This is a genomic window from Streptomyces sp. NPDC057950, assembly GCF_042887295.1.
GTDB lineage: Bacteria > Actinomycetota > Actinomycetes > Streptomycetales > Streptomycetaceae > Streptomyces > Streptomyces kaempferi.
This window is the reverse complement of the sequence record NZ_JBHVPP010000028.1, coordinates 89,824-111,589: the sequence shown is the minus strand read 5'-3', so window position 1 is coordinate 111,589 and position 21,766 is coordinate 89,824. Positions and strand designations below refer to the sequence as shown.

Here is a 21,766-nt window from a genome sequence, read left to right as displayed (position 1 = left end):
ATTTCTGAGGGCGCCGCCCCGAGAGCAGCGTCGTCGACGTCTCTCGGTGCGGCGCTTCGAGGCCGACTGTCCCGACGCCGGACTCCGGGGGTTCACGCTCCCGGAGTCGCGTCCGGGACGCCGGTCCGGGCCCAGCGCGTCGGACCGCCTAGCGCCTCGCGCTCGTCGGGTCGCCCTCGAAGTCGTCGCCGAGACGACGTCAGAGGTTCGCGACGGCGGCTTCGGCCGACTCCACCGGGCCCTGGCAGGAAGCGAGTTGACGCCTCGCCTTCATGAACGGGCGCGGGCGGTCGACGGAGAGCACGGCGGTGGTGCGGCCATCGCGTTCGTACAGGGCGAGGAGGCCGCCCTCGCCCGGTGCGCCGTCCTCGATGGTGCCCTCGGCGATCCGGACGGTGTCCGAGTTCTGTCGGCGTCCCGCGAACTGGATGCGCGCGCCGTACTGATCGGACCAGAAGTAGGGCAGGGCGCGTACGGTCCCGATGGTGCGTCCGGCGAGCAGGTTGCCCACCGCGACGCGGGGCTGTTCCGTGGCGGAGGTCCAGTGCTCGGCCCGGGTGCCACCGACCCGGGCGACGTCGCCGACGGCGACCACCTGGGGCAGGCGGGTGACACATCCCTCGTCGCACAGGACGCCGTCGCGCAGAGCGAGCGACGAACCGGCCAGCCAACCGGTGTTGGGGGTCGCGCCGATACCGACGATCACGACGTCGGCGGGCAGGATCCGGCCGTCGGAGAGCTCCACTCCGGTGACGGCGGGAACGGCCGGGCCGTCCGGGGCTCGCTCAGGGCCGGTCGCGTCGCGGCCTCGGCTCGCGCGGGCCCCGCCGGCCCCGCCGGCCCGCAGCGCGGCGACCCCGGTGCCGGTCACCAGCTCGACGCCGCCACGTCGGTGCAACGCGGCGCACACGGCGGCCATTTCGGGGCCGAGCGGGAGGACGAGCGGCAGCGGCGCGGCCTCGACGACGGTGACGTCGTGACCGAGCCCGGCACAGGAGGAAGCGGTCTCGGCACCGATGAAGCCGCCGCCGATGACGACGACACGGCGCGGTCCGTGGACGAGTTCCGCGCGCAGGGCGCGGGCGTCGTCGAGGGTGCGCAGGGTGTGCACACCGGTCAGGCCGTCACCCGGAAGCCGGCGGGCCGAGGCGCCGGTGGCGATGACCACGCCGTCCGTGGAGACGGTACGGCCGTCGTCGAGGAGGACGGCGCGGTCACGGGCGTCGAGGCCGTGGGCGCGGATGCCGAGCAGCCACTCGGCGTCGAGGCCGGCTCTCTCCTCGGCGTCGGTCAGGGCGAGTCGGGACTCGTCGGCGCGGCCGGTGAGGAAGTCCTTGGACAGCGGCGGACGGTCGTACGGTTCGTGGATCTCGTCGCCGACGATCACCAGGCGGCCGTCGAAGCCCTGGGCCCGTAGTTCCCGGGCGGCGTACAGACCGGAGAGCGAGGCACCGACGACGGTCACGGTCCTCATGCGGCGGTGCCCTCCTCCACGGCCAGGTGGACGTGGATGACTCCGTCGTCGACGGTGACGCGGTGGGTGCGGACGGGGCGCCGAGCCGGAAGACATGTCGGCTGCCCCGTACGGAGATCGAAGGAGGCGGCGTGCAAGGGGCACTCGACCAGACAGCCCTCCAGCCAGCCCTCCGAGAGGGAGGCGTCCTGGTGGGTGCAGGTGTCGTCGATGGCGTAGAGCTCGCCGTCGGCGTTGAACACGGCGACGGGCGGGGTGATGTCGACACGGACGGAAGCGCCCGCGGGGAGGTCGGCAAGGCGGCAGACGGGAATCATGGGCCCCCCTCTCGGTCCGGGACTCTCCGTCCGGGACCTCCTGGTCCAGGTGGTCCGGACACCTTTCCGGTTCCGGACGCTTCGGTAACATGATGTTTCGCATGGCGCACGAGGGAGCGCTATGCGCAACAGAATCCGTGCGGGTGTCCCGTCACGTCAAGGGCTTCCCGCAGATGCGGCCCAAACAGGGCTGCCAAGTGGTGAGAGTTGAGCTATGACCCGCACGCAGAAGCAGGCTGAGCACTCCGAGGACTTTCCCGAGAAGCGGAACGGCAGGGGCGCGGGCAGTGCCGTCCAGTCGGTGGACCGCGCCGTGAGCGTGCTGGAGATCCTCGCCCGGCTCGGCGAGGCCGGTGTCACCGAGATCGCCGAGGAGCTGGACGTGCACAAGTCCACCGCCTTCCGCCTCCTCGGTGTCCTGGAGAACCGCGGTCTGGTGGCCCAGGCCAAGGACCGCGGGAAGTACTACCTGGGGGCCGCCGTACTGCGCCTGGCGGGAGCGGCGGCGGTGCGCCTGGACATCTCCCAGGAGGGCGTCCCGGTCTGCCGCGAACTCGCCGACGAGGTGGGCGAGACGGTCAACATCGCGGTCCTCGACGACGACGCGGCGGTCAACATCATGCAGGCCCGCGGGACCGCCTCGGTCACCGCGCAGAACTGGCTCGGCAGACGCACCCCGCTGCACGCCACCTCCAGTGGCAAGGTGCTGTTCGCGCACATGCCGCCCACGCTGCGCGAAGGCCTGCTCGCGAGGCCGCTGCCGCGCTTCACGGAGCGGACGGTCACGGGCCCCTCCACCCTGCGCGCGGAATTGGAGGCCGTGATCGAGCAGGGCTACGGCATCACGGTCGAGGAGCTGGAACTCGGCCTCGCGGCCGTGGCCGCGCCGGTCCGCGCGCACGACGGCAAGGTGATCGCGGCGATCAGCGTGTCGGGGCCGGTCTACCGGCTGAACGCCGGCCGCCTGCCGGAGCTGTCCAAGCGGACGGTGGCGGCGGGGGCCGAGTTGTCACGGCGGATGGGTTACGGCTTCTGAGAGCCGCCGAGGGCGGCGCCGGCGGGACCGTCGCGACGACGGGGCAACCTACGACGGCGACAGCGACAGCGACATGGGCCGATTCCGCCACCGCCCCTCAACTGCCTTTCCCCACCTGCTCTTTCTCAACTGCTCTTCCTGACCTGCTCTTTCTCAACTGCCTTTCCTCACCCTCCGTTCCCCACCCTCCGTTTCTCACCCGGACACGGCCCGCACGCGCCCCCTCGGGGTGTGCGTCGCGGCGGAACCGAGCCGATCCGTCGCCTCACCACGACGCGGGGCCCGGGGCGATCCGGGGCCCCGCCGACTCGTGTGTCCGTCACGTTTCGGGCACCCCGTTCCTTTTGCCAAGGGTTAACTCCCACCCCTTGACGGCTCGCTGACGGCGTTCTCAAGATGTTCCTCATCGCGCAACCCTTAGTGCAATGCGCAACAGCAGAGGAGCTTGTCGTGCCACACGAGGTCCGTGCCGTAGTCGCTGTCGAGAAGGGCGCACCGGTGGAGGTGCGGACCGTCGTCGTCCCCGACCCTGGCCCCGGCGAGGTGCTCGTCGACGTCCAGGCCTGCGGGGTCTGCCACACGGATCTGCACTACCGGGAGGGCGCGATCACCGACGACTTCCCCTTCCTCCTCGGCCATGAGGCGGCCGGCACGATCGAGGCGGTCGGGGAGGGCGTCACCGACCTCGTCCCCGGCGACTACGTCGTCCTCGCGTGGCGGGCACCCTGCGGGACCTGTCGCTCCTGTCGCCGTGGCCGCCCCTGGTACTGCTTCGACTCCCGCAACGCCACCCAGCCCCTGACACTCCTCGACGGCACTCCGCTCACCAACGCACTCGGTATCGGTGCCTTCGCGGAGAAGACCCTGGTGGCGGCCGGGCAGGCGGTGAAGGTCGACCCGGCCGCCCGCCCGGAGGCCGCGGGCCTGATCGGCTGCGGTGTGATGGCCGGATACGGCGCCGCGGTCAACACCGGCAACGTGGGCCGCGGCGACACCGTCGCCGTCATCGGATGCGGCGGTGTCGGCAACGCGGCGATCGCCGGCGCCTGTCTCAACGGCGCCATGAAGGTGATCGCCGTGGACATCGACGACAAGAAACTCGACCAGGCGGAGAAGTTCGGCGCGACCCACACGGTGAACTCGCGCGGCACGGACCCGGTCGAGGCCGTGCGGGCCCTCACCGGCGGCTTCGGGGTCGACATCGCCATCGACGCGGTGGGCCGCCCGGAGACGTACAGACAGGCTTTCTACATGCGCGACCACGCCGGTGTGCTCGTCCAGGTCGGCGTCCCCGATCCCGAGATGAAGATCGATCTTCCGCTGATCGACCTGTTCTCGCGCGGCGGCGCGCTGAAGTCGTCCTGGTACGGGGACTGTCTGCCGAGCCGGGACTTCCCGTACCTCATCGACCAGTACCTGTACGGACTGCTGGACCTCAACGCGTTCGTCTCCGAGACCATCGCTCTCGACCAGGTGGAGGAGGCGTTCGCGAAGATGCGGCGGGGTGAGGTGCTGCGCTCGGTGGTGGTCCTGTGACCGCCGCGACCGCCGAACGGTCGGACGCCCTCGCTTCGTAGGTCCCGCTCGTAGGTCCCGCTCATAGGTCCTGCCCGCTCCCGCCTCCCCGCTCGCTCCCCGCCTCCCCGCCCGTTTCCGCCTCCCCGCACGCTCCCGACGTCCACGCCGCTCCCCGGTCCGCGCCCGCTCCCGCGGGGCGCGCCCCGGCCCGCACCCTCAGCGCGTTCGCTCCCCACCCCGGCAAGGAGGGGCATGTCCAGCACACCCGCAACCCGTCCCCGTGTGGTCGTCATCGGCGCCGGCATCGTCGGCTGCTCCCTCGCCGACGAGCTGACCGCCCGCGGCTGGACCGACGTCACCGTTCTCGAACAGGGGCCGCTGCCCGCCCCGGGCGGCTCCACCTCGCACGCGCCGGGCCTGGTGTTCCAGACCAACCCGTCCAGGACCCTCACGGCGTTCGCCCGCTACACCGTGGAGAAGTTCACCTCCCTCGAGGTCGACGGTGTCCCCTGTTTCGACCCGGTCGGCGGTCTGGAGCTCGCGACCACGCCCGAGCGCCTCGCCGATCTGCACCGCAGGGCCGGTTACGCCACCGCCTGGGGCATCCGCGGCGAGATCGTCAGCGCGGCGCGCTGCGCGGAACTGTGGCCGCTCATCGACCGCTCGGCCGTGCTCGGGGGCTTCCACACCCCCGACGACGGCCTGGCCCGCGCGTTGCTCGCGGCCCGCGCCCAGCTGGAGCGCGCCACCGCGCGAGGCACCCGCTTCCTGGACCGCCACACGGTCGTCGGCATCGAACGGGAGGAGGGCAGGGTCACCGCCGTCGTCACCGACCGCGGCGTCTTCCCCGCCGACCACGTCGTCTCGGCGGCCGGATTCTGGGGACCGGTCATCGGGCGCATGGCCGGTGTCGACGTACCCCTGCAGCCGCTCGCGCACCAGTACGCGAAGACCAAGCGGCTCCCCGAGCTGGCCGGCGCCACCGCCGAGGCATCGAGGCCCATCCTCCGTTTCCAGGACCGCGACCTCTACTTCCGCGAGCACACCGACCGCATCGGCATCGGCAGCTACGCCCACAAGCCGCTGCCCGTGGACCCGTTCGGCATCCTCCCCTACGACGAGGCGCGCGCGAACGACATGCCGATGCCGTCCTCGTACCCCTTCACCGAGGAGGACTGGGCGCCGAGCTGGCAAGACTGCCGCCGGCTGCTGCCCGCCCTGCGCGCGACGGAGATCGAGGAGGGCTTCAACGGCGTCTTCTCCTTCACTCCGGACGGCATGCCGGTGCTCGGCGAATCGCGCGCCCTGCGCGGCTTCTGGCTGGCCGAGGCCGTCTGGGTCACCCACTCCGCGGGGGTGGCGAAGGCCGTCGCCGAGTGGATGGTCGACGGTCGTGCCTCTCTCGACCTCCACGAATGCGACCTCACGCGCTTCGAGGACGCGCAGCGCTCACCGTCGTACGTACGCGAGCGCGGTGCGCGGCAGTTCGTCGAGGTGTACGACGTCCTGCACCCGCTCCAGCCGATGGACGACCCCCGCCCGCTGCGCGTCAGCCCTTTCCACGCGAGGCAGCACGAGCTCGGCGCGTACTTCCTGGAGGGCGGCGGCTGGGAGCGCCCGCACTGGTACGAGACGAACGCCCCCCTGCTGGACGGTCTGGAACTCCCCGGGCGGGACGCGTGGTCGTCGCGCTTCTGGTCACCGATCGCGGCGGCCGAGGCGAGGGCGACCCGCGAGAGGGTCGCGCTGTACGACATGACCCCGCTGCGCCGCCTGGAAGTCACCGGCGCCGGTGCCCTGGACTTCCTCCAGCGCATGACGAGCAACAACCTCCGCAAGAAGCCCGGCGCGGTCACCTACACCCTGCTCCTCGACGGGACGGGCGGCATACGCTCCGACCTCACCGTCGCGCGTCTCGCCCCCGACCGCTTCCAGGTGGGCGCCAACTCCCCCGCCGACCTGGACTGGCTGACCCGGCACGCCCCCCGCGACGTGCACATCCGGGACATCACCTCCGGTACCTGTTGCGTCGGTGTCTGGGGTCCGCTCGCCAGGGACCTCGTCCAGCCGCTGACGCGCGACGACTTCTCGCACGAGGGCTTCGGCTATTTCCGCGCGAAGGAGACGTACCTGGGACACGTCCCGGTGACGGCGATGCGGCTGTCGTACGTGGGTGAGCTGGGCTGGGAGCTGTACACCACCGCCGATCTGGGGCTCAGGCTCTGGGACACCCTGTGGGAGGCGGGACGACCGCACGGCGTGGTCGCGGCGGGCCGGTCGGCCTTCAACAGTCTCCGGCTGGAGAAGGGTTACCGCGCCTGGGGCACCGACATGACCGACGAGCACAACCCGTTCGAGGCGGGCGTCGGCTTCGCGGTCCGTATGGACAAGGACGGTTTCGTCGGCCAGGAGGCGTTGCGGGACCTCGCGACGGCAGAACCGGCCCGCAGACTGACCCCGCTGCTCCTGGACGACCCGGCCTCCGTCGTGCTGGGCAAGGAGCCCGTCCACGTCGACGGCGCCCCCGCGGGGTACGTGACCAGCGCCTCGTACGGATACACGCTGGGCCACTGTGTCGCCTACGCCTGGCTGCCCGCGCTCCCGGCCGGCACGGGCGTGCACATCGAGTACTTCGGCGAGAAGGTTCCGGCCACCGTCGCGGAGGAGCCGCTCTTCGACCCGGGGATGACCCGCATCCGCCGCTGAGAAACCCGGACACGCCCCAACGCGCCCAGGAGGTCCCGGTGTCCCCCACCTACGACGTGATCGTGATCGGTCTCGGCGGCATGGGCAGTGCCGCCGCCCACCATCTGTCGGCACGCGGCGCCCGCGTGCTCGGCCTGGAGAAGTTCGGCCCGGTCCACAACCGCGGCTCCAGCCACGGCGGTTCGCGCATCACCCGGCAGTCCTACTTCGAGGACCCGGCGTACGTACCCCTGCTGCTGCGCTCCTACGAGCTGTACGAGGAGCTGGAGAGGGCGACGGGCCGTGAGATCGCCACCCTCTGCGGCGGTGTGATGATCGGCCGTCCCGACTCGCGGACGGTCGCCGGTTCACTGCTCTCCGCCGAGCGGTGGGACCTGCCCCACGAGATGCTGGACGCCCCGGAGATCCGCCGTCGCTTCCCGACCCTGAACCCGGGCGACGACGAGGTCGCGCTGTACGAGGCACGGGCCGGGTTCGTCCGCCCCGAGAACACCGTCGCCGCGCATCTCCAGCTCGCCACCCGGCAGGGCGCCGACCTGCACTTCGAGGAACCGATGACCCGCTGGGAGCCCTACCGGGACGGGGTGCGGGTCCACACCGCCGAGAACACCTACACCGCGGGCCGGCTGGTGATCTGCCCAGGCGCCTGGGCGCCGCGGCTCCTGACCGACCTCGGGGTGCCGTTCACCATCGAGCGGCAGGTCATGTACTGGTTCCAGCCGAAGGGCGGGGTCCGGCCGTTCTTGCCCGGGGAGCATCCCGTCTACATCTGGGAGGACGACGCCGGAGTCCAGGTGTACGGCTTCCCGTCCATCGACGGGCCGGAGCTGGGCGCCAAGGTCGCCTTCTTCCGCAAGGGCGCCGTGACCACCCCGGAGACCATCGACCGGACGGTCCACGAGGACGAGATCCAGGCCATGGCCGAACACATGTCCCGTTGCATCCCCGACCTGCCCGGCACCTTCCTCAAGGCCGCCACCTGCATGTACTCCAACACCCCCGACGAGCACTTCGTCATCGCCCGCCATCCGGCGCATCCGGAGACCGTGACCGTGGCCTGCGGATTCTCCGGGCACGGCTTCAAGTTCGTGCCGGTCGTCGGCGAGATCCTCGCTGACCTCGCGCTGACCGGCACCACCGATCACCCGATCGGATTGTTCGACCCCCACCGCCTCGCCGCCGCGCCCGCCCGAGGAGTACGCACGTGACGACGACCCCCGTCTCCCGGTCCCCCCTCTCCCCCAGCCTGCTCGCCACCCTGCCCGGCCACTACTACACCGACCCGGAGATCTTCCGGCAGGAACAGGAATCCCTGTTCGAGTCGATGTGGTTCTGTGCCGTCCGCTCCGCGGATCTCGTGCGGCCCGGTGCCTTCAGGACCGTGCAGGTCGGCCGGGAGAACGTCCTGATCACCCGCACACGCACGGGTGAGCTGCGGGCCTTCCTGAACGTCTGCCGGCACCGCGGGGCCCGGCTGTGCACGCAGGAGTCGGGCGAGGTCCGCCGCAACCTCCAGTGCCCTTACCACGCCTGGACCTACGGCCTCGACGGGAAGCTGGTCGCCGCGCCGAACCTGGTGAAGATGCCGGACGTCGACCGCGTCGCCTACGGCCTGATCGGGGTGGCGCTGCGCGAGTGGCTCGGCTACGCCTGGGTGTGCCTGGCCGACGAGCCGCCCTCCTTCGAGGAGACGGTGCTGGGCGCGGCCGTCGAGCGGCTGGGCGACGCGGCCGCGATCGAGCACTACGGCACCGAGAAGCTGGCGCTCGGCAGGCGCGTCAGGTACGACGTGGGGGCGAACTGGAAACTGATCGTCGAGAACTTCATGGAGTGCTACCACTGCGCCACGATCCACCCCGAGCTCACCGACGTGCTCCCGGAGTTCGCCGAGGGGTACGCCGCCCAGTACTACGTGGGGCACGGCGCCGAGTTCGGTGCGGACGTCCGGGGGTTCACGGTCGACGGCAGCGAGGGCTTCGGCCGGCTGCCGGACCTGACGGACGACCAGGACCGCCGCTACTACGCGATCACGGTGAAACCGACGGTCTTCGTCAATCTGGTCCCGGACCATGTCATCCTGCACCGCATGTTCCCGCTCGCCGAGGACCGCACGGTCGTCGAGTGCGACTGGCTCTACGCGCCGGAGGTCGTGGAGTCAGGCGCCGACGTGTCCAGGTCGGTCGAACTCTTCCACCGGGTCAACGAACAGGATTTCGAGGCCTGCGAGCGTACGCAGCCGGCGATGGCGTCGCGGGCGTACCGGAAGGGTGGTGTCCTGGTGCCCACCGAGCATCACATCGGGATCTTCCACGAGTGGCTGATCCGGCGATTGGGAGGCCCCAGTGCCTGACCTGTTCATCGACGGTACGTGGCGGGGCGCTCTCGACGAGCGCACCCGCGAGATCCGCTGCCCCGCCGACGGCTCCCTGGTCGGGGTCGTCGACGAGGCGGGCGGCAAGGACACGGTGGAGGCGATCGCCGCGGCGCGCCGTGCCTTCGACGAGGGTCCCTGGCCCTCGACCCCGGCGGCGGACCGCGGCGACCTGCTGCTGCGCGTCGCCGACCTCCTCGTACGGGACAAGGACGCGCTCGCCCGCGCCGAGTCGCTCGACACCGGCAAACGGCTCGTCGAGAGCGAGTACGACATCGACGACATCGCGAACTGCTTCCGCTACTTCGGCCGGGCCGCTTCCGCCGAGACGGGCCGGGTCGTGGACACGGGCACGGCGAGCGTGGACAGCCGGGTCGTGTACGAGCCCGTCGGGGTCTGCGCGCTGATCACGCCCTGGAACTATCCGCTGCTGCAGACGGCCTGGAAGGTCGCTCCGGCGCTCGCGGCGGGCAACACCTTCGTGCTGAAGCCGAGCGAGCTCACCCCGCACACGGCGATCCATCTGATGCGGCTCCTCGAAGAGGCCGGGCTGCCGGCCGGCGCGGCCAACCTCGTGCTGGGCGCGGGACCCGAGGCGGGCGCGCCGCTCGCCGACCACCCGGACGTGGACCTCGTCTCGTTCACCGGTGGCCTGCACACCGGGCGGCGGCTGATGGCCGCGGCGGCCGGGACGGTGAAGAAGGTCGCCCTGGAGCTCGGCGGCAAGAACCCCAACATCGTCTTCGCCGACGCCGACTTCGAGACCGCGGTCGACCTGGCGCTGACCGCGGTCTTCCTGCACTCCGGGCAGGTCTGCTCGGCCGGGGCCCGGCTGCTGGTCGAGGACTCGCTGCACGACCGGTTCGTCGACGAGCTCGTCCGCCGGGCCGAACTGATCCGGCTCGGCGGACCGTTCGACGAGCATGCGCAGACCGGGCCGCTGGTCTCGGCGGCCCACCGCGCCAAGGTCGAGGCGTACGTCGAGCGGGGCGTCGCCGAGGGTGCGGTGCTGCGCTGCGGCGGCAGGCGTCCCGAGGGGCTCGGCGAGGGGTTCTACTACCTGCCCACCGTGCTCGACGAGTGCACGGGCGACATGTCCGTGGTCCAGGACGAGTCCTTCGGTCCGGTGCTGACCGTGGAACGCTTCCGGGACGAGGCGGACGCCGTGCGGCTCGCCAACGACACGATCTACGGCCTGGCGGGCGCCGTGTTCACCACGGACGAGGCCAAGGCGCACCGGGTGGCGGCGCGGCTGCGGCTCGGCACGGTCTGGATCAACGACTACCACCCCTACGTCCCGCAGGCCGAATGGGGCGGTTTCAAGCAGTCCGGTTCCGGGCGCGAGCTCGGACCGGCCGGTCTCGCCGAGTACCGCGAGGCGAAGCACATCTGGCGCAACACCGATCCGTCCCCACAGGGCTGGTTCGCGTGATCACCGGTGATCCCGGGCAACCCCCGATGATCCCCGGCAATCCCTTGTAGTCACCGCTGATTTCAGGTAATCCCCCGTCATCCCTTGACGGTCACCCGAGCCACCTCCCGAATCCCTCACCCGACCGCCGCCACCCCCCGACTCCACCCGCACGAGCCGCGCCCCTCTCCCCGATCCAGGAGGCCGCTCATGACCACCCGTCCACCGACCGTCGACCAGAACGACGACGCCGAACTCTCCGAGTTCGGCTACAAACCGGAACTGAAGCGCACCCTCGGCAACTTCCACACCTTCGCCGCGGGCATCAGCTACATCTCCATCCTCACCGGCACCTTCCAGCTCTTCTACTTCGGCTACGGCAGCGGCGGCCCCGCCTACTGGTGGTCCTGGCCGATGGTGTTCATAGGCCAGTTCATGGTCGCGCTCTGCTTCGCCGAACTCGCCGCCCGCTACCCGGTGGCCGGTTCCGTCTACAACTGGTCCAAGAAAGTGGGCAACGCGCACATCGGCTGGCTCGCGGGCTGGATGATGCTGCTCGCGTCGATCGTGACGATCGCGGCCGTCGCCCTCGCCTATCAGCTGACGCTCCCGCAGATCTCCCCCGCCTTCCAGTTCGTGGGCGACGGCACGGGAAAGTACGACGTCGCCACCAACGCGGTGCTGCTGGCGGCCGTGCTGATCCTGTTCACCACCCTGGTCAACGCCTTCGGCGTGAAGCTGATGGCCACCATCAACACCGCGGGTGTCTTCATCGAACTGATCGCCACCGTCGTGCTGATCATCCTGTTCGCGGTGCACATCACGCGTGGCCCCCAGGTGGTGATGGACACCCAGGGCACCGGCGACGGACAGTCGTTCGGCTACCTCGGCGCGTTCCTGGTGGCCTCGCTGGCGTCCGCCTATGTGATGTACGGATTCGACACGGCCTCGTCGCTCGGTGAGGAGTGCCTCGACCCCTCACGGAACGCGCCGCGCGCCATCATCCGGGCCATCGTCGCCTCCTTCGTCCTGGGCGGGCTCGTACTGCTCCTCGCGCTGATGAGCGTCTCCAGCCTGAAGGGCGAGAAGCTCTCCACGGACGGGCTGCAGTACATCGTCCTCGACGTGCTCGGCCCCACGGCCGGCAAGGCGATGCTGTGGTGTGTGCTGATCGCGGTCACGGTGTGCGCGCTGGCCGTGCACACGGCGGCGGTCCGGCTGGCCTTCGCGATGGCCCGCGACAACAACCTGCCCGCTTCCTCGAAGCTGGCCAAGGTCAACGCGCGGTTCCGGACACCGGTGCTGCCCACGGTGATCATCGGTGTCCTCGCGCTGGCGATCCTGGTGGTCAACATCCGCCAGCCGCAGATCTTCACCGTGGTCACCAGCATCGGCATCATCATGATCTACCTGGCGTACCTCATGGTCACCGGGCCCATGCTGGTCGCCCGGCTGCGCGGCAGGTGGCAGCCCGCCGGCGACAGCAAGTTCTCGCTGGGCCGCTGGGGGCTGCTCGTCAACATCGTCGCCGTCGTCTGGGGCGCGGCCATGACGGTCAACCTCATCTGGCCGCGTTCCGCGGTCTACAACGCGGCCGCCCCGTACCACTGGTACCTGCGCTGGGGCGCCGTCCTGTTCGTGGCCGTCGTCGCCGGCGGCGGCTTCGCCTACTACTGGTTCGTGCAGCGGCACCGCACCGGGGTGCTCGCCGAGCACCAGCTCCGGTCCGACACTTCCGCCGCCTCTCCCCTGATCGCCCCCGCCGCCGAGTGAGGACCGGCGGACAACCGGCCGAAGAGCAACCCGAGGAGGTCAACTCTCCATGAGTGTCGATGAGTTCGACTATGTAGTGGTCGGCGGCGGTACGGCGGGCAACGTGGTGGCGGCCCGGCTCTCCGAGGATCCCTCCGTCACCGTGTGCGTGCTGGAGGCGGGCCCCAGCGACGTCGGCGACGAGAACGTCCTGAAGCTGGAGCGCTGGATGGGACTGCTGGAGTCCGGCTACGACTGGGACTACCCGGTCGAACCGCAGGCCAGCGGCAACAGCTTCATGCGGCACGCCCGCGCCAAGGTGCTCGGGGGCTGCTCCTCGCACAACTCCTGCATCGCGTTCTGGGCCCCCGCCGAGGACCTGGACGACTGGGCCGCGGCGGGCTGTACGGGGTGGAGCGCGGCCGAACTCTTCCCGCTCTACCGGCGGCTGGAGTCCAACGACGCTCCCGGCGACCACCACGGCCGCACCGGCCCGGTGAAACTGCGCACGCTCAAGGGCGAGGACCCCTGCGGCACCGCGCTCCTCGAGGCGTGCGCGCAGGCGGGCATTGCGACCACGGCCTTCAACACCGGCACGACCGTGGTCCGCGGAGCCAACTGGTTCCAGATCAACTCCGACGAGAACAACGTCCGCCAGTCCTCGTCGGTCGCGTATCTGCACCCGGTCATGGGCAAGCGGCCGAACCTCTCGGTACGGACGGGGGTGCGCGCCAAGAAGCTCGTCCTCGATGGACGGCGGTGCGTGGGCGCCGAGTACCTGGACCCGGACCTGATCCACACGCGGACGGTGCGCGCCCGCCGCGAGGTGATCGTGTCCTGCGGGTCCATCGACACGCCCAAGCTGCTGATGCTGTCGGGCATCGGGCCCGCGGCGCATCTGCGCGAGGTCGGCGTCGACGTCGTGGTGGACTCGGCGGGTGTCGGCGAGAACCTCCAGGACCATCCCGAGGGCGTCATCATGTGGGAGGCCCGGCAGCCGATGACCACCACCTCCAGCCAGTGGTGGGAGGCCGGCATCTTCTACGACACCGAACCGGGCCTGGACCGGCCGGACCTGATGTACCACTACGGCTCGGTGCCGTTCGACATGAACACCGCGCGGCACGGCTTCCCCACGACCGAGAACGCCTTCTGCCTCACCCCGAACGTCACCCGCGCGAAGTCACGCGGCACCGTGCGGCTGCGCACCCGCGACTACCGGGACAAGCCGAGGGTCGATCCGCGCTACTTCACCCACGAGCACGACGTGCGCGTGATGACGTACGGGCTGAAGCTGGCCCGGGAGATCGTGGCGCAGCCCGCGCTGAGCGGGTGGGCGGGGGCCGAACTGGCTCCCGGTGCGGACGTCCGGACGGACGACGAACTGCTCGACTACATCCACAAGACCCACAACACCGTCTACCACCCGTCCTGCACCGTGAAGATGGGCGCGGACGACGACTCCTCCGCCCCGCTCGACGCGCGGCTGCGGGTCAAGGGGATCGAGGGTCTGCGGGTCGCGGACGGCTCGGTGATGCCCGATCTCATCTCCGTCAATCCCTGCGTCACGACGATGATGATCGGCGAGAAATGCGCGGACCTGGTGAAGGAGGACGTGTAGGAGCAGCCCACAAGGCGCGCGGGGCCGTGGTGGCATGCGGCCCCACCCGGTGGGCACGGACGGCCCCGAGCAGCACACTGCTCCCCGGGGCCGTCCGTCCTACGGGGCGGTCGGCGCCGGGCGCTTGAACATCCGTGTCGCCGTGATCTCCGTGTGCACGGCCTCCCCGGCGGGGGCCTCGCGCGGCAGTCCCGGCCGGAGGTGTTCCTCCACGCTGATGTACTTCAGCCCGGCGCGCAGGTCGGCGTCGTTGCGCAGCCGGATGACGAGGGGGAACTCCGCGAGTGCGGTCGTGTCGAACAAGCCCGTGGTGTAGAGGAGTTGGACACCGAGTGCGTCCGAGACGGCCCTCTGCAGCTCCAGCAGGTACGTCGCGTTGGCGCGGCCGATGGGGTTGTCGAGGAAGAGCGTGCCAGCGTGCCGGTGCTTGTCGCGGCCCCGGTCGTTGCTGCGCAGCGCGGCCATCGTGCAGTAGAGCGCGATGGCGGCGGTCAGCAGCTGCCCGCCGGAGAACACGTCACCCATCTGTCCGACGGGAACCCGCTCGGCTCGCAGCACGGCGTCCGGCTTCAGGATCTCGACCGCGACACCCTTGGGCCGGAGCGCGGCGCCGACGCCCCTGAGCAGCAGCGACATGCCGTCGCGGCGCATGTCGGAGTTCTTCTTGACCGCCGCGCGGGTGGCCTCGTCGACGACCTCACCGAGCCGTTCGGTCAGCGTGGCCTGGTCCGGCTCCTCGAAGCGGATCCGCAGGAACTCCTGTCCTGACCACTCGCCGAGCCCCTCGGGCAGCCGGGACAGCCGCTGGGCGGAACGCAGTGTGGCGAGGGAGGACTCCACGAGCCCGCGCAGCCGGTCGACGATCGAGTCCCGGTTGCGCTCCAGCTGCTCCAACTCGTCCGTGAGGACCCGCAGTCGGGGCGCGAAGGCGTCCGCCCACCTCTGGGCGTGCTCGGGCAGCGCGGACGCGGGCAGCTCGCGGATCTGCTGGCGGGCCGGGGTGCGCACCTGCTCGTAGCGCGTGGAGTTGGCGTGCCGTACGAGGATGTCGCCGGCCTCACGGACCGTGCCCTCGGCGGCGGAGAGGTCGGCGGCGCAGCCGCGCAGGGAGCGCCGGGTCTCGGCGGCGGCGTGCCGTGCCTCTTCGAGGCTGCCGGGGTAGGGCTCCTGCTCCTCCTGCTCCTCGTCGGAGTGCTCGCGCAGCAGGTCCCGCAGGAGGGCCGCCGTCTCGTCGAAGCCGCCTGCCGCGTCCTCGGCGGTGCGGTGGGCGTCGAGCAGTTCGGTGTGCGCCGCCCGGGTCCGGTTCAACGCCTCGGCGCGGGAGGCGAGTTCACCGGTGGCCGTGCGCAGCAGGGTCTGGGCGTGCTCGGCGTCGCGCGGGACCAGTTCCTCCGACAGTTCCGTGTGGGCGCCGCCGTCCTGCGGGGCGTGCCGCTCGGCCTCGCCGCGCAGCCGCCCGAGCTGCTCACTCGCGGTCGACACCCGGGTCTCCAGGAGCTGTACGAAGTCCTCGGCACGGGCGGCTGCGGCCTGCCGGGACGGCCCGTCGGACCCGTCCGGGGACTCCAGCAGCTGCGCGGCGCGCGTGCGCACCTTGTTGCTGAGCCGGTCCAGCTCGGCCAGCGCCGCGCTCTCGTCGCTCTCGGCCCGCGCCTGTTCGGCCCGCAGGTCGGCGCCGACGCCGACCTTCTCGTACAGCTGCGAGGCGGCCCGGTATGCCTCGCGCAGAGCCGGCAGCGACGCCTTCGTGGTGTCAGGCGCGTCCTGCGGTACGTCGTCGGGGGCGCCAGCGATCTCCGCGCGCTCGGCGCGCAGTGCGCGGGCCGTGCGGCGGGCGTCGTCGGCGGCACGCTGGGTGGCGCGGCGGTCCTCGTCGGCGGCTCGGGCGCGCTCCAGGCAGGTCTGGGCGCGGGCCTCCGACTCCGTTGCGTCGTCTGCGAGTTCGCGTAGTTTCACCTGCCAGCCGGCGCGTTCGCGCAGCCGGAAGGCGAGGCCCGCGAGCGCGTCGGCGGCGCGCCGGGCACGCTGGGCGGTGTCCTGGCGTTCGTCGCGTACGAGGGCGGCCTCGGCGGCGGTCTCGTCGGCCTCCGCCCGTACCGTGCGCGCCTCGGCGAGTTCGGCCTCGGCCTCCTCGGCGAAGGCGCGGGCTTCCCGGGCGGCCCCGGCCAGCTCGACGAGCCGGCCGGACGGGCATCCGGTGCGCCAGGACGCGAGCCGCGCCGCCAGTTCCCGGTCCTTGGCGAGCCGGCCGGCCAGGGCGCGGATCTCCTCGTCACGGCCGGTGGCGCGGGCGCGCAGCGTCTGCCGTTCCTCGTCGGCGGCGTGCTCGTCGTGCATGGCCGGGTTCGGGGGGACGAGGAACACCCCGGTGTCTCCCCCGTCGGTGGCGGGGGTCGGGGCCAGCAGTGCGGCGGCGGTGCCGACGGCGACGGCGGAGCGGGGCAGCAGCGCCGCCTCGGCGAGCGCCTCGCGGGCCCGTGCGTGCGTGTCCGGGTCCGTGATGATCACGCCGTCGACGAGTTCCGGACGGGCGGCGAGCACCCGCGCGTGGTCGACCGGATCGACGGCCTGGGCGAGATAGCGCCAGCCGGGCAGCGCGGGGATGCCGTGCTCGCCGAGGTACTCGACGGTGGCCAGCACGTCCGGGCCCGGCGGCAGCAGCCCGCCGTCGCCGAGGGCGCCGAGGATGCGTGCGTCGTCGGCCGCGGCGGTGCGCAGCTCGAACAGCTGGCGTTCGGCGGAGGACACACCGTCGTCGAGGAGCGTGCGCAGCTCGTCGGCGTACTGGTCCAGCTCCTCGGGGGTGAGGGCGCCTTCGGCCGCGGTCCAGGGTTCGGCGACGGTGTCGCCGCCGGCTCCGCCGTGGCCGCCGGACGCGGAGTGTCCGGTGCGCCCGGCCGTGCCGTCGCCCGCGCCCGCCTGCCGGCCGAGGCGGCCGGTCGTCGCGCCGGCGGTGTCCGTGCCCGCCCGGGGCAGTGGCACCCCGCCGCGTGCCCTGGCCCCGGCGCCCGGCAGGCTGAGCAGTTCGGCGAGCCTGTCCTCGTCCGCCAGCCCCTCCGCGGTGCGGCGCTCCCCGTCGTACGCCCGGTCGGCCGCCGCCGCCGCGTCCGCCGCGCGGGCGGCCGTCAGCTCGGCGCGGGACTCGGTGGACGCCGCTTCCCTGGCGTGCTCCGTGGCCCGGCGCGAGACCTCGCGGGCGGTGTCCCAGGCCGCGACGGCGGTCTTCTCGGCGTCACTGGCGGCGAGCGCGGCGCGCGCCGGGTCGGCGTCGGGGGCGGTGTCGTCGAGCCAGCCCGCGCGGACCGCCTCGGCGGTCTCCTGTTCGACCTCGCTGAGCCGCTGGCGCAGGTGCCCGATCTCGCTGCGGGCACGCTGGGCGGCGGTGGCCGCGGCGGTGGAGTCGGCGTACGCGGTCTCGCCGACCTCCTGCAGTCCGGCGGAGCGCTCCTCCTCCTCGTTGGCGAGTGTCTCGGCGCCCTCGGCGGCGCGGTGCAGGGCGCGGACGAGGTCGACGGCGGCCCGGGCGCGGGCGGCGAGCGCGGGTGCGGCGTCCCGCTCGGCCTCGAGGATCGCGGCGGCCACGCGCGCGGAGCGGTCGGCGGCGGCCCGGTGGCGCAGGACGAGCTCGGCGGCCTGCCAGGAGGCGTGCAGCGTGCGCGCGTCGGCGAGCTCGCGCTTCTGCGCGGCCGCCGACTTCTCGGCCCCGGCGAGCGCCAACGAGGCATGCCGGTAGGCGAGTTCCGCGGCGATCAGCGCACTGCGCTCGCGGGCGCCCTCGGCATGGGTGACGGCGTACGCGGCGGCGGTGACGCGCTGCGCGAGCTCTCCGGCGCGTACCCGCTCCCGCACGGCCCGTGCGGACAGGCGCCGGGCCAGTGTCCGGGTGCGCCGCTCGGCGGCCGCGTGGATGTCACGGGCGCGGGAGCGGGCGTCGGCGGCCTCGACGATGCGTCCGAGCAGGTCCGCGGAGCCGGCCGTGAAGTCCCGCTCGGCGATCAGTTCGGAGCGCCGGCCCAGCTTGTTGCCGAAGCCGCCGACCAGGTCGGCGAGGCCGTCCGTGTCGCGGGTGTCGGTGACCGCGCGCAGCAGCAGGTCGGTGAAGTCGGAGTCCTTCTTGACGGCGAAGAGACCGGCGGCCTCGCCTTCGTCGGCGTTCATCTCCCGCTGGTAGCGGAAGAGTTCGGGGTCGAGGCCGAGGTCGCCGAGGTGCTCGTTCCAGCGGTCGTGGATCTCCTCCCAGTGCACCTCCAGGTGCGGGTATGCCTTGCCCGCCTCGGTGATGGCGTCCCGGAAGCCCTTCATGGTGCGGCGGCGTCCCTGCGCGCCGGACGCCCCCTCGACGGCCGGGCGGACGGTCGTGGCCTCGGCGACGGGCAGGCTGTCCAGGCTCAGGCCCGGTCCGGGGCGGAAGGAGTACCAGCCCTCGGCGAACTTCCGCGGGTCGTTCGAGACCTGTCGTCCACGCCACTCACTGGCCTTGCCGACCACGACGCACTCGCCGGTCAGGGTGTGCTGCCACTCCAGCGCGACATGGCCGCAGTCGTCGGCGAGCAGGAACTTGCGCAGCACACCGGAGCTGGCGCCGCCCAGTGTGTTGCGGTGACCCGGCAGCATCACCGAGAAGATCAGCTTGAGCAGTACGGACTTGCCGCCGCCGTTCTCCAGGAAGAGCACGCCCGCGGGCGCGGGCCGGCGCGGCGGCCCGACAGGCTCGTCCGCGAAGAACTCCGCCTGGATGGGCGCGGGGTCGGGCACGGGCTCGCCGACACCCCGCAGGTCCAGCACGGTGTCGGCGTAGCGCGCACCGGCCGGCCCGATGGAGTAGAGGCGGACCCGGGACAGCTCGTACATGGCGGCGGACTCTCGTCGTCAGTCTTCGGATACGTGAGGGGGTTCTTCGGATACGCGGCGGTCAGGAGTGGAACGGCAGTCCGGCGCCGGCCACCGGCTCCAGATCGTCGCCGTCCTCGGCGGGCAGCAGGCTCGCGGAGCCGTCGGTCACCGGGACGACGCCCAGCTCCAGCAGCTCGGTCATCGCGGCGCTGCCCGCCATGTCCCGGACCTGGAGCTGGTAGCGGGCCGTCGTCCGGTACGTGCCGCCCGCGTCGTCGCCGGTGCGCTGCAGGAAGCCGGAGTCGGTGAGGAACACGACGGCCTTGCCGACGATGCCTGTGGTCGAGCCGGCGAGTCTTCGCGCGTCCTTGGTGGCGCCGGTGGAGCTGCGCCGCGCCCAGGTCCGCCAGGCCGCCTCCAGCCCCGGGGACCCGGTCGCCGGGTCGGTGTTCTCGCCCAGTTCCTCGGCCCGCTCCTCCAGACGGCGGCAGGCCTGGCGTACGAACGCGTCGACGCCGTTGACCGAGACGCGCCCGATGTATCCGTCGTCGGCCAGGTCCTCCGGCCGCGGGAAGGCCAGGGCGGCCACGGCAAGGTGGGCGAGGCCGTGCAGGAAGCGGTCCACGGAGTCGGCGGAGGTACGGCGGGCGTAGTCGCCCATGCGGACGGCGAAGACGGAGTCCTCGGCGGCCGTGACCGCCATCCCCGCGCGTGCGGACACCTCCAGGACGACCAGTCCGAGCCCGGCGGCCACGGCGTCGGCCAGGCGCGCGAAGGGCGGGTCCTCGCGGTGGCGGCGCAGCAGCTCCGCGTACTCCTGGTCGCGCGCGGGCTGCAGTTTGGGCTGCAGTCCGAAGGCTACGAGCCGCGCCGCGTCGGCGGCGTCGGCGGGCGTGACGGGGGCGTTCGCCGGCGCGGCGACGACGTCCGGCTCGCTCCACTCGACGTGCTGATCGGTCACGGAAGGGGCTCCTTGTTCAGAGGTACGGGGGCGGGGACGCCCGGGTGCGGGGTGCGGCGGACCGCGTGGCCGGCCAGGGCCGGCCGGCGGGCCGTGGACGGCTCGCGGCTCCCCGGTGCGTGCGGCGAGGTGTTCACTTCCGGTCCGCCGCCATCCCCGCCGCGTCCAGCAGGGCCATGCCCACGATGAGATCGGCGCCGCCGAACTCCGGATCGTCCAGTTCGGTGCCGTCGTCCACGGCGAAGAGCAGCTTCTCCTCGCCCTGCCGGTAGGCGGTACCGACCGGCGGGCTGGCCGCGTGGATGGCCAACAGCGCTACCAGATAGGGCAGTTCGGAATCGCGGTCGCGTGCCTCCGCCAGCAGCCCGGACAGCCGCCGCGGCGCGTCGGCGGGCAGGTCGAGCAGCTCCATGGCGCTCGCGAGCTGCTCCTCGCTGAAGCGGCTGTCGTCCGGGGTGGCGATCAGGTCCGGCTCGGGCATCTCGGCGCCGAGGTGCTCCCGCTCCACGGGCGGGGTCAGCAGGAGGTCGACGAGGTCCGCGACGCGGACGGACACGGGGGTGCGCAGACCGGTGCCGCGCGCGAAGAAGGCGTCGGTCACGCGCCGCGCCTGCTCGACGGGCAGCGGCAGCAGGGGGGCGACGAGATGGCCGTAGAGGTCGATGCCGGCGGTCGTCATGGGGGTGGCGAAGGCCTGGCGGTCCTGCTCGGCGCGGAACAGCGGGCCGGCCTCCAGGAGCCTGGACTGCAGCTGTGTGTGCCGGCGGATGCAGTCCTTGACGATGTCGACGAGCTCGGCGGCGCGGCGCTTCTGCTCGGGGTCCTCCGACTCGTCGCGGGCCTTGCGGATGTTGGTGAGGATCGCGTTCTCGTGGCGATAGCGGTCCGCGACGTGGTCGAGGGCCTCGGCGATCATGTCGGGCACGGCCTGGAGCCAGTCGACGGCCCGCACATTGCGCCGGGTGGCGTCGAGAGCCCTGCGGAGCGTCTCCGCGTACTGCACGGTCCGGTAGCGGGCCTGCTCGGCGGCGAGCTGGGCGTCCGCGAGCCGGCCGCGGCTGATCAGCACCTCCAGCTTGACCTCGGCGGCGATCTGCGCGCTGGTGACGTCGGTGTCGAGGGCGCCGACGAGGACGTTGACCGCCTCGTCCGTCGTACGGAGGTAGACGGTGCCCCCGTAGCCGGGGACCTCTTCGATCAGCTTGAAGTCGTAGTCGCGGCGCACATAGGAGCCGTCGGGCGCGAACGTGCCGTACACGGCCCGGAAGCCGCGGTCGACGCTGCCGACGTTGATCAGGTTCTCCAGGACCCAGCGGGCCACCCGCTCGTGCTCCGCGACGGGACGCCGGGGTGCCTGCGCGGCGATGCGCGGGAGGAGCCGGGCCACTATCTGGTCGTGGTCGGCTCCGGTGTCGAAGTCCATGTTCAGGGTGACGAGGTCGATGACGGCGAGGGCCACCTCGGCCATGCCGTAGACCGTGTACTCGCCCGCGAGATTCGCCTTGCGCACGTCCAGGTCGTGCAGCGGCGCGGTGCAGGCGAGCGCGCGCAGCCGCCGCGCCAGGCCCTCGTCGGCGGCCGGACCCGGAGCGAGGCGCGGCGCCGCGCTGAGCTGGGGCGGAACACGGTCCGTCGGTGCAGGCGAAGTCACGGTGCACAGACTAGGTCCTCCGTCTGACAACGGTCGAAACGGCGCAGAAGCGACCGCCCGTCACCGGGTTCGCGGCGCGCTCGCGCCCGCCGTGCGCCGACGGGCCGCCCGTGCC

General features: G+C 72.2%; 13 protein-coding genes. 8 read left to right on the top strand and 5 right to left on the bottom strand.

Annotated elements, in window-relative coordinates; all coding sequences use genetic code 11:
- Positions 1–199: 199 nt before the first annotated feature.
- On the bottom strand, positions 200–1,474 hold the full coding sequence (locus tag ACFVTC_RS36615) for an NAD(P)/FAD-dependent oxidoreductase (RefSeq protein WP_390133143.1): 1,275 nt from the start codon (positions 1,472–1,474) through the stop codon (positions 200–202).
- Positions 1,471–1,791 (bottom strand): bifunctional 3-phenylpropionate/cinnamic acid dioxygenase ferredoxin subunit, encoded by a 321-nt coding sequence (locus tag ACFVTC_RS36610; RefSeq protein WP_390133141.1) that lies wholly within the window; start codon positions 1,789–1,791, stop codon positions 1,471–1,473. The genes ACFVTC_RS36615 and ACFVTC_RS36610 overlap by 4 nt, the downstream gene beginning before the upstream one ends.
- 214 nt (positions 1,792–2,005) lie before the next feature.
- Here ACFVTC_RS36610 and ACFVTC_RS36605 point away from each other — a divergent pair, with 214 nt between their 5' ends.
- The 8 genes from ACFVTC_RS36605 (at position 2,006) to ACFVTC_RS36570 (ending at position 14,206) form a co-directional block, all read left to right on the top strand.
- Positions 2,006–2,827: an IclR family transcriptional regulator gene (locus ACFVTC_RS36605; protein WP_390133139.1), complete on the top strand. Its 822-nt coding sequence runs from the start codon at positions 2,006–2,008 to the stop codon at positions 2,825–2,827.
- 450 nt (positions 2,828–3,277) lie between these two features.
- On the top strand, positions 3,278–4,363 hold the full coding sequence (locus tag ACFVTC_RS36600; protein ID WP_390133136.1) for an S-(hydroxymethyl)mycothiol dehydrogenase: 1,086 nt from the start codon (positions 3,278–3,280) through the stop codon (positions 4,361–4,363).
- A 234-nt stretch (positions 4,364–4,597) separates the two neighbouring features.
- Entirely contained in the window at positions 4,598–7,051 is a 2,454-nt protein-coding gene (locus tag ACFVTC_RS36595; protein ID WP_390133134.1) for an FAD-dependent oxidoreductase, read from the top strand.
- Between the two features lie 38 nt (positions 7,052–7,089).
- On the top strand, positions 7,090–8,259 hold the full coding sequence (solA, locus tag ACFVTC_RS36590; protein WP_390133132.1) for an N-methyl-L-tryptophan oxidase: 1,170 nt from the start codon (positions 7,090–7,092) through the stop codon (positions 8,257–8,259).
- On the top strand, positions 8,256–9,401 hold the full coding sequence (locus ACFVTC_RS36585; RefSeq protein WP_390133130.1) for an aromatic ring-hydroxylating dioxygenase subunit alpha: 1,146 nt from the start codon (positions 8,256–8,258) through the stop codon (positions 9,399–9,401). Before solA ends, ACFVTC_RS36585 begins: the two co-directional genes overlap by 4 nt.
- On the top strand, positions 9,394–10,854 hold the full coding sequence (locus ACFVTC_RS36580; RefSeq protein WP_390133128.1) for an aldehyde dehydrogenase family protein: 1,461 nt from the start codon (positions 9,394–9,396) through the stop codon (positions 10,852–10,854). The genes ACFVTC_RS36585 and ACFVTC_RS36580 overlap by 8 nt, the downstream gene beginning before the upstream one ends.
- A gap of 189 nt (positions 10,855–11,043) precedes the next feature.
- Positions 11,044–12,606, top strand: a complete 1,563-nt coding sequence (locus tag ACFVTC_RS36575; RefSeq protein ID WP_390133126.1) for an APC family permease — start codon at positions 11,044–11,046, stop codon at positions 12,604–12,606.
- Between the two features lie 49 nt (positions 12,607–12,655).
- Complete coding sequence (locus ACFVTC_RS36570) at positions 12,656–14,206, top strand: GMC family oxidoreductase (protein ID WP_390133123.1); 1,551 nt, start codon at positions 12,656–12,658, stop codon at positions 14,204–14,206.
- 99 nt (positions 14,207–14,305) lie between these two features.
- On the opposite strand, the gene ACFVTC_RS36565 is transcribed toward ACFVTC_RS36570, so the two are convergent.
- The 3 genes from ACFVTC_RS36565 to ACFVTC_RS36555 form a co-directional block, all read right to left on the bottom strand.
- Complete coding sequence (locus ACFVTC_RS36565; RefSeq protein WP_390133121.1) at positions 14,306–19,057, bottom strand: hypothetical protein; 4,752 nt, start codon at positions 19,055–19,057, stop codon at positions 14,306–14,308.
- A gap of 61 nt (positions 19,058–19,118) precedes the next feature.
- The gene (locus ACFVTC_RS36560) at positions 19,119–20,000 is read right to left on the bottom strand and encodes a hypothetical protein (RefSeq protein ID WP_390133119.1); all 882 of its coding nucleotides are present in this window, start codon (positions 19,998–20,000) and stop codon (positions 19,119–19,121) included.
- 133 nt (positions 20,001–20,133) lie between these two features.
- A complete protein-coding gene (locus ACFVTC_RS36555) occupies positions 20,134–21,651 on the bottom strand; it encodes a hypothetical protein (RefSeq protein WP_390133117.1) in 1,518 nt (505 codons plus the stop codon).
- Positions 21,652–21,766: the final 115 nt, after the last annotated feature.

Bases quoted from the DNA above. Each gene is read 5' to 3' on its own strand.
- ACFVTC_RS36615 (WP_390133143.1), bottom strand. From the start codon at position 1,474: ATGAGGACCGTGACCGTCGTCGGTGCCTCGCTCTCCGGTCTGTACGCC.
- ACFVTC_RS36610 (WP_390133141.1), bottom strand. From the start codon at position 1,791: ATGATTCCCGTCTGCCGCCTTGCCGACCTCCCCGCGGGCGCTTCCGTC.
- ACFVTC_RS36605 (WP_390133139.1), top strand. From the start codon at position 2,006: ATGACCCGCACGCAGAAGCAGGCTGAGCACTCCGAGGACTTTCCCGAG.
- ACFVTC_RS36595 (WP_390133134.1), top strand. From the start codon at position 4,598: ATGTCCAGCACACCCGCAACCCGTCCCCGTGTGGTCGTCATCGGCGCC.
- ACFVTC_RS36575 (WP_390133126.1), top strand. From the start codon at position 11,044: ATGACCACCCGTCCACCGACCGTCGACCAGAACGACGACGCCGAACTC.
- ACFVTC_RS36570 (WP_390133123.1), top strand. From the start codon at position 12,656: ATGAGTGTCGATGAGTTCGACTATGTAGTGGTCGGCGGCGGTACGGCG.
- ACFVTC_RS36565 (WP_390133121.1), bottom strand. From the start codon at position 19,057: ATGTACGAGCTGTCCCGGGTCCGCCTCTACTCCATCGGGCCGGCCGGT.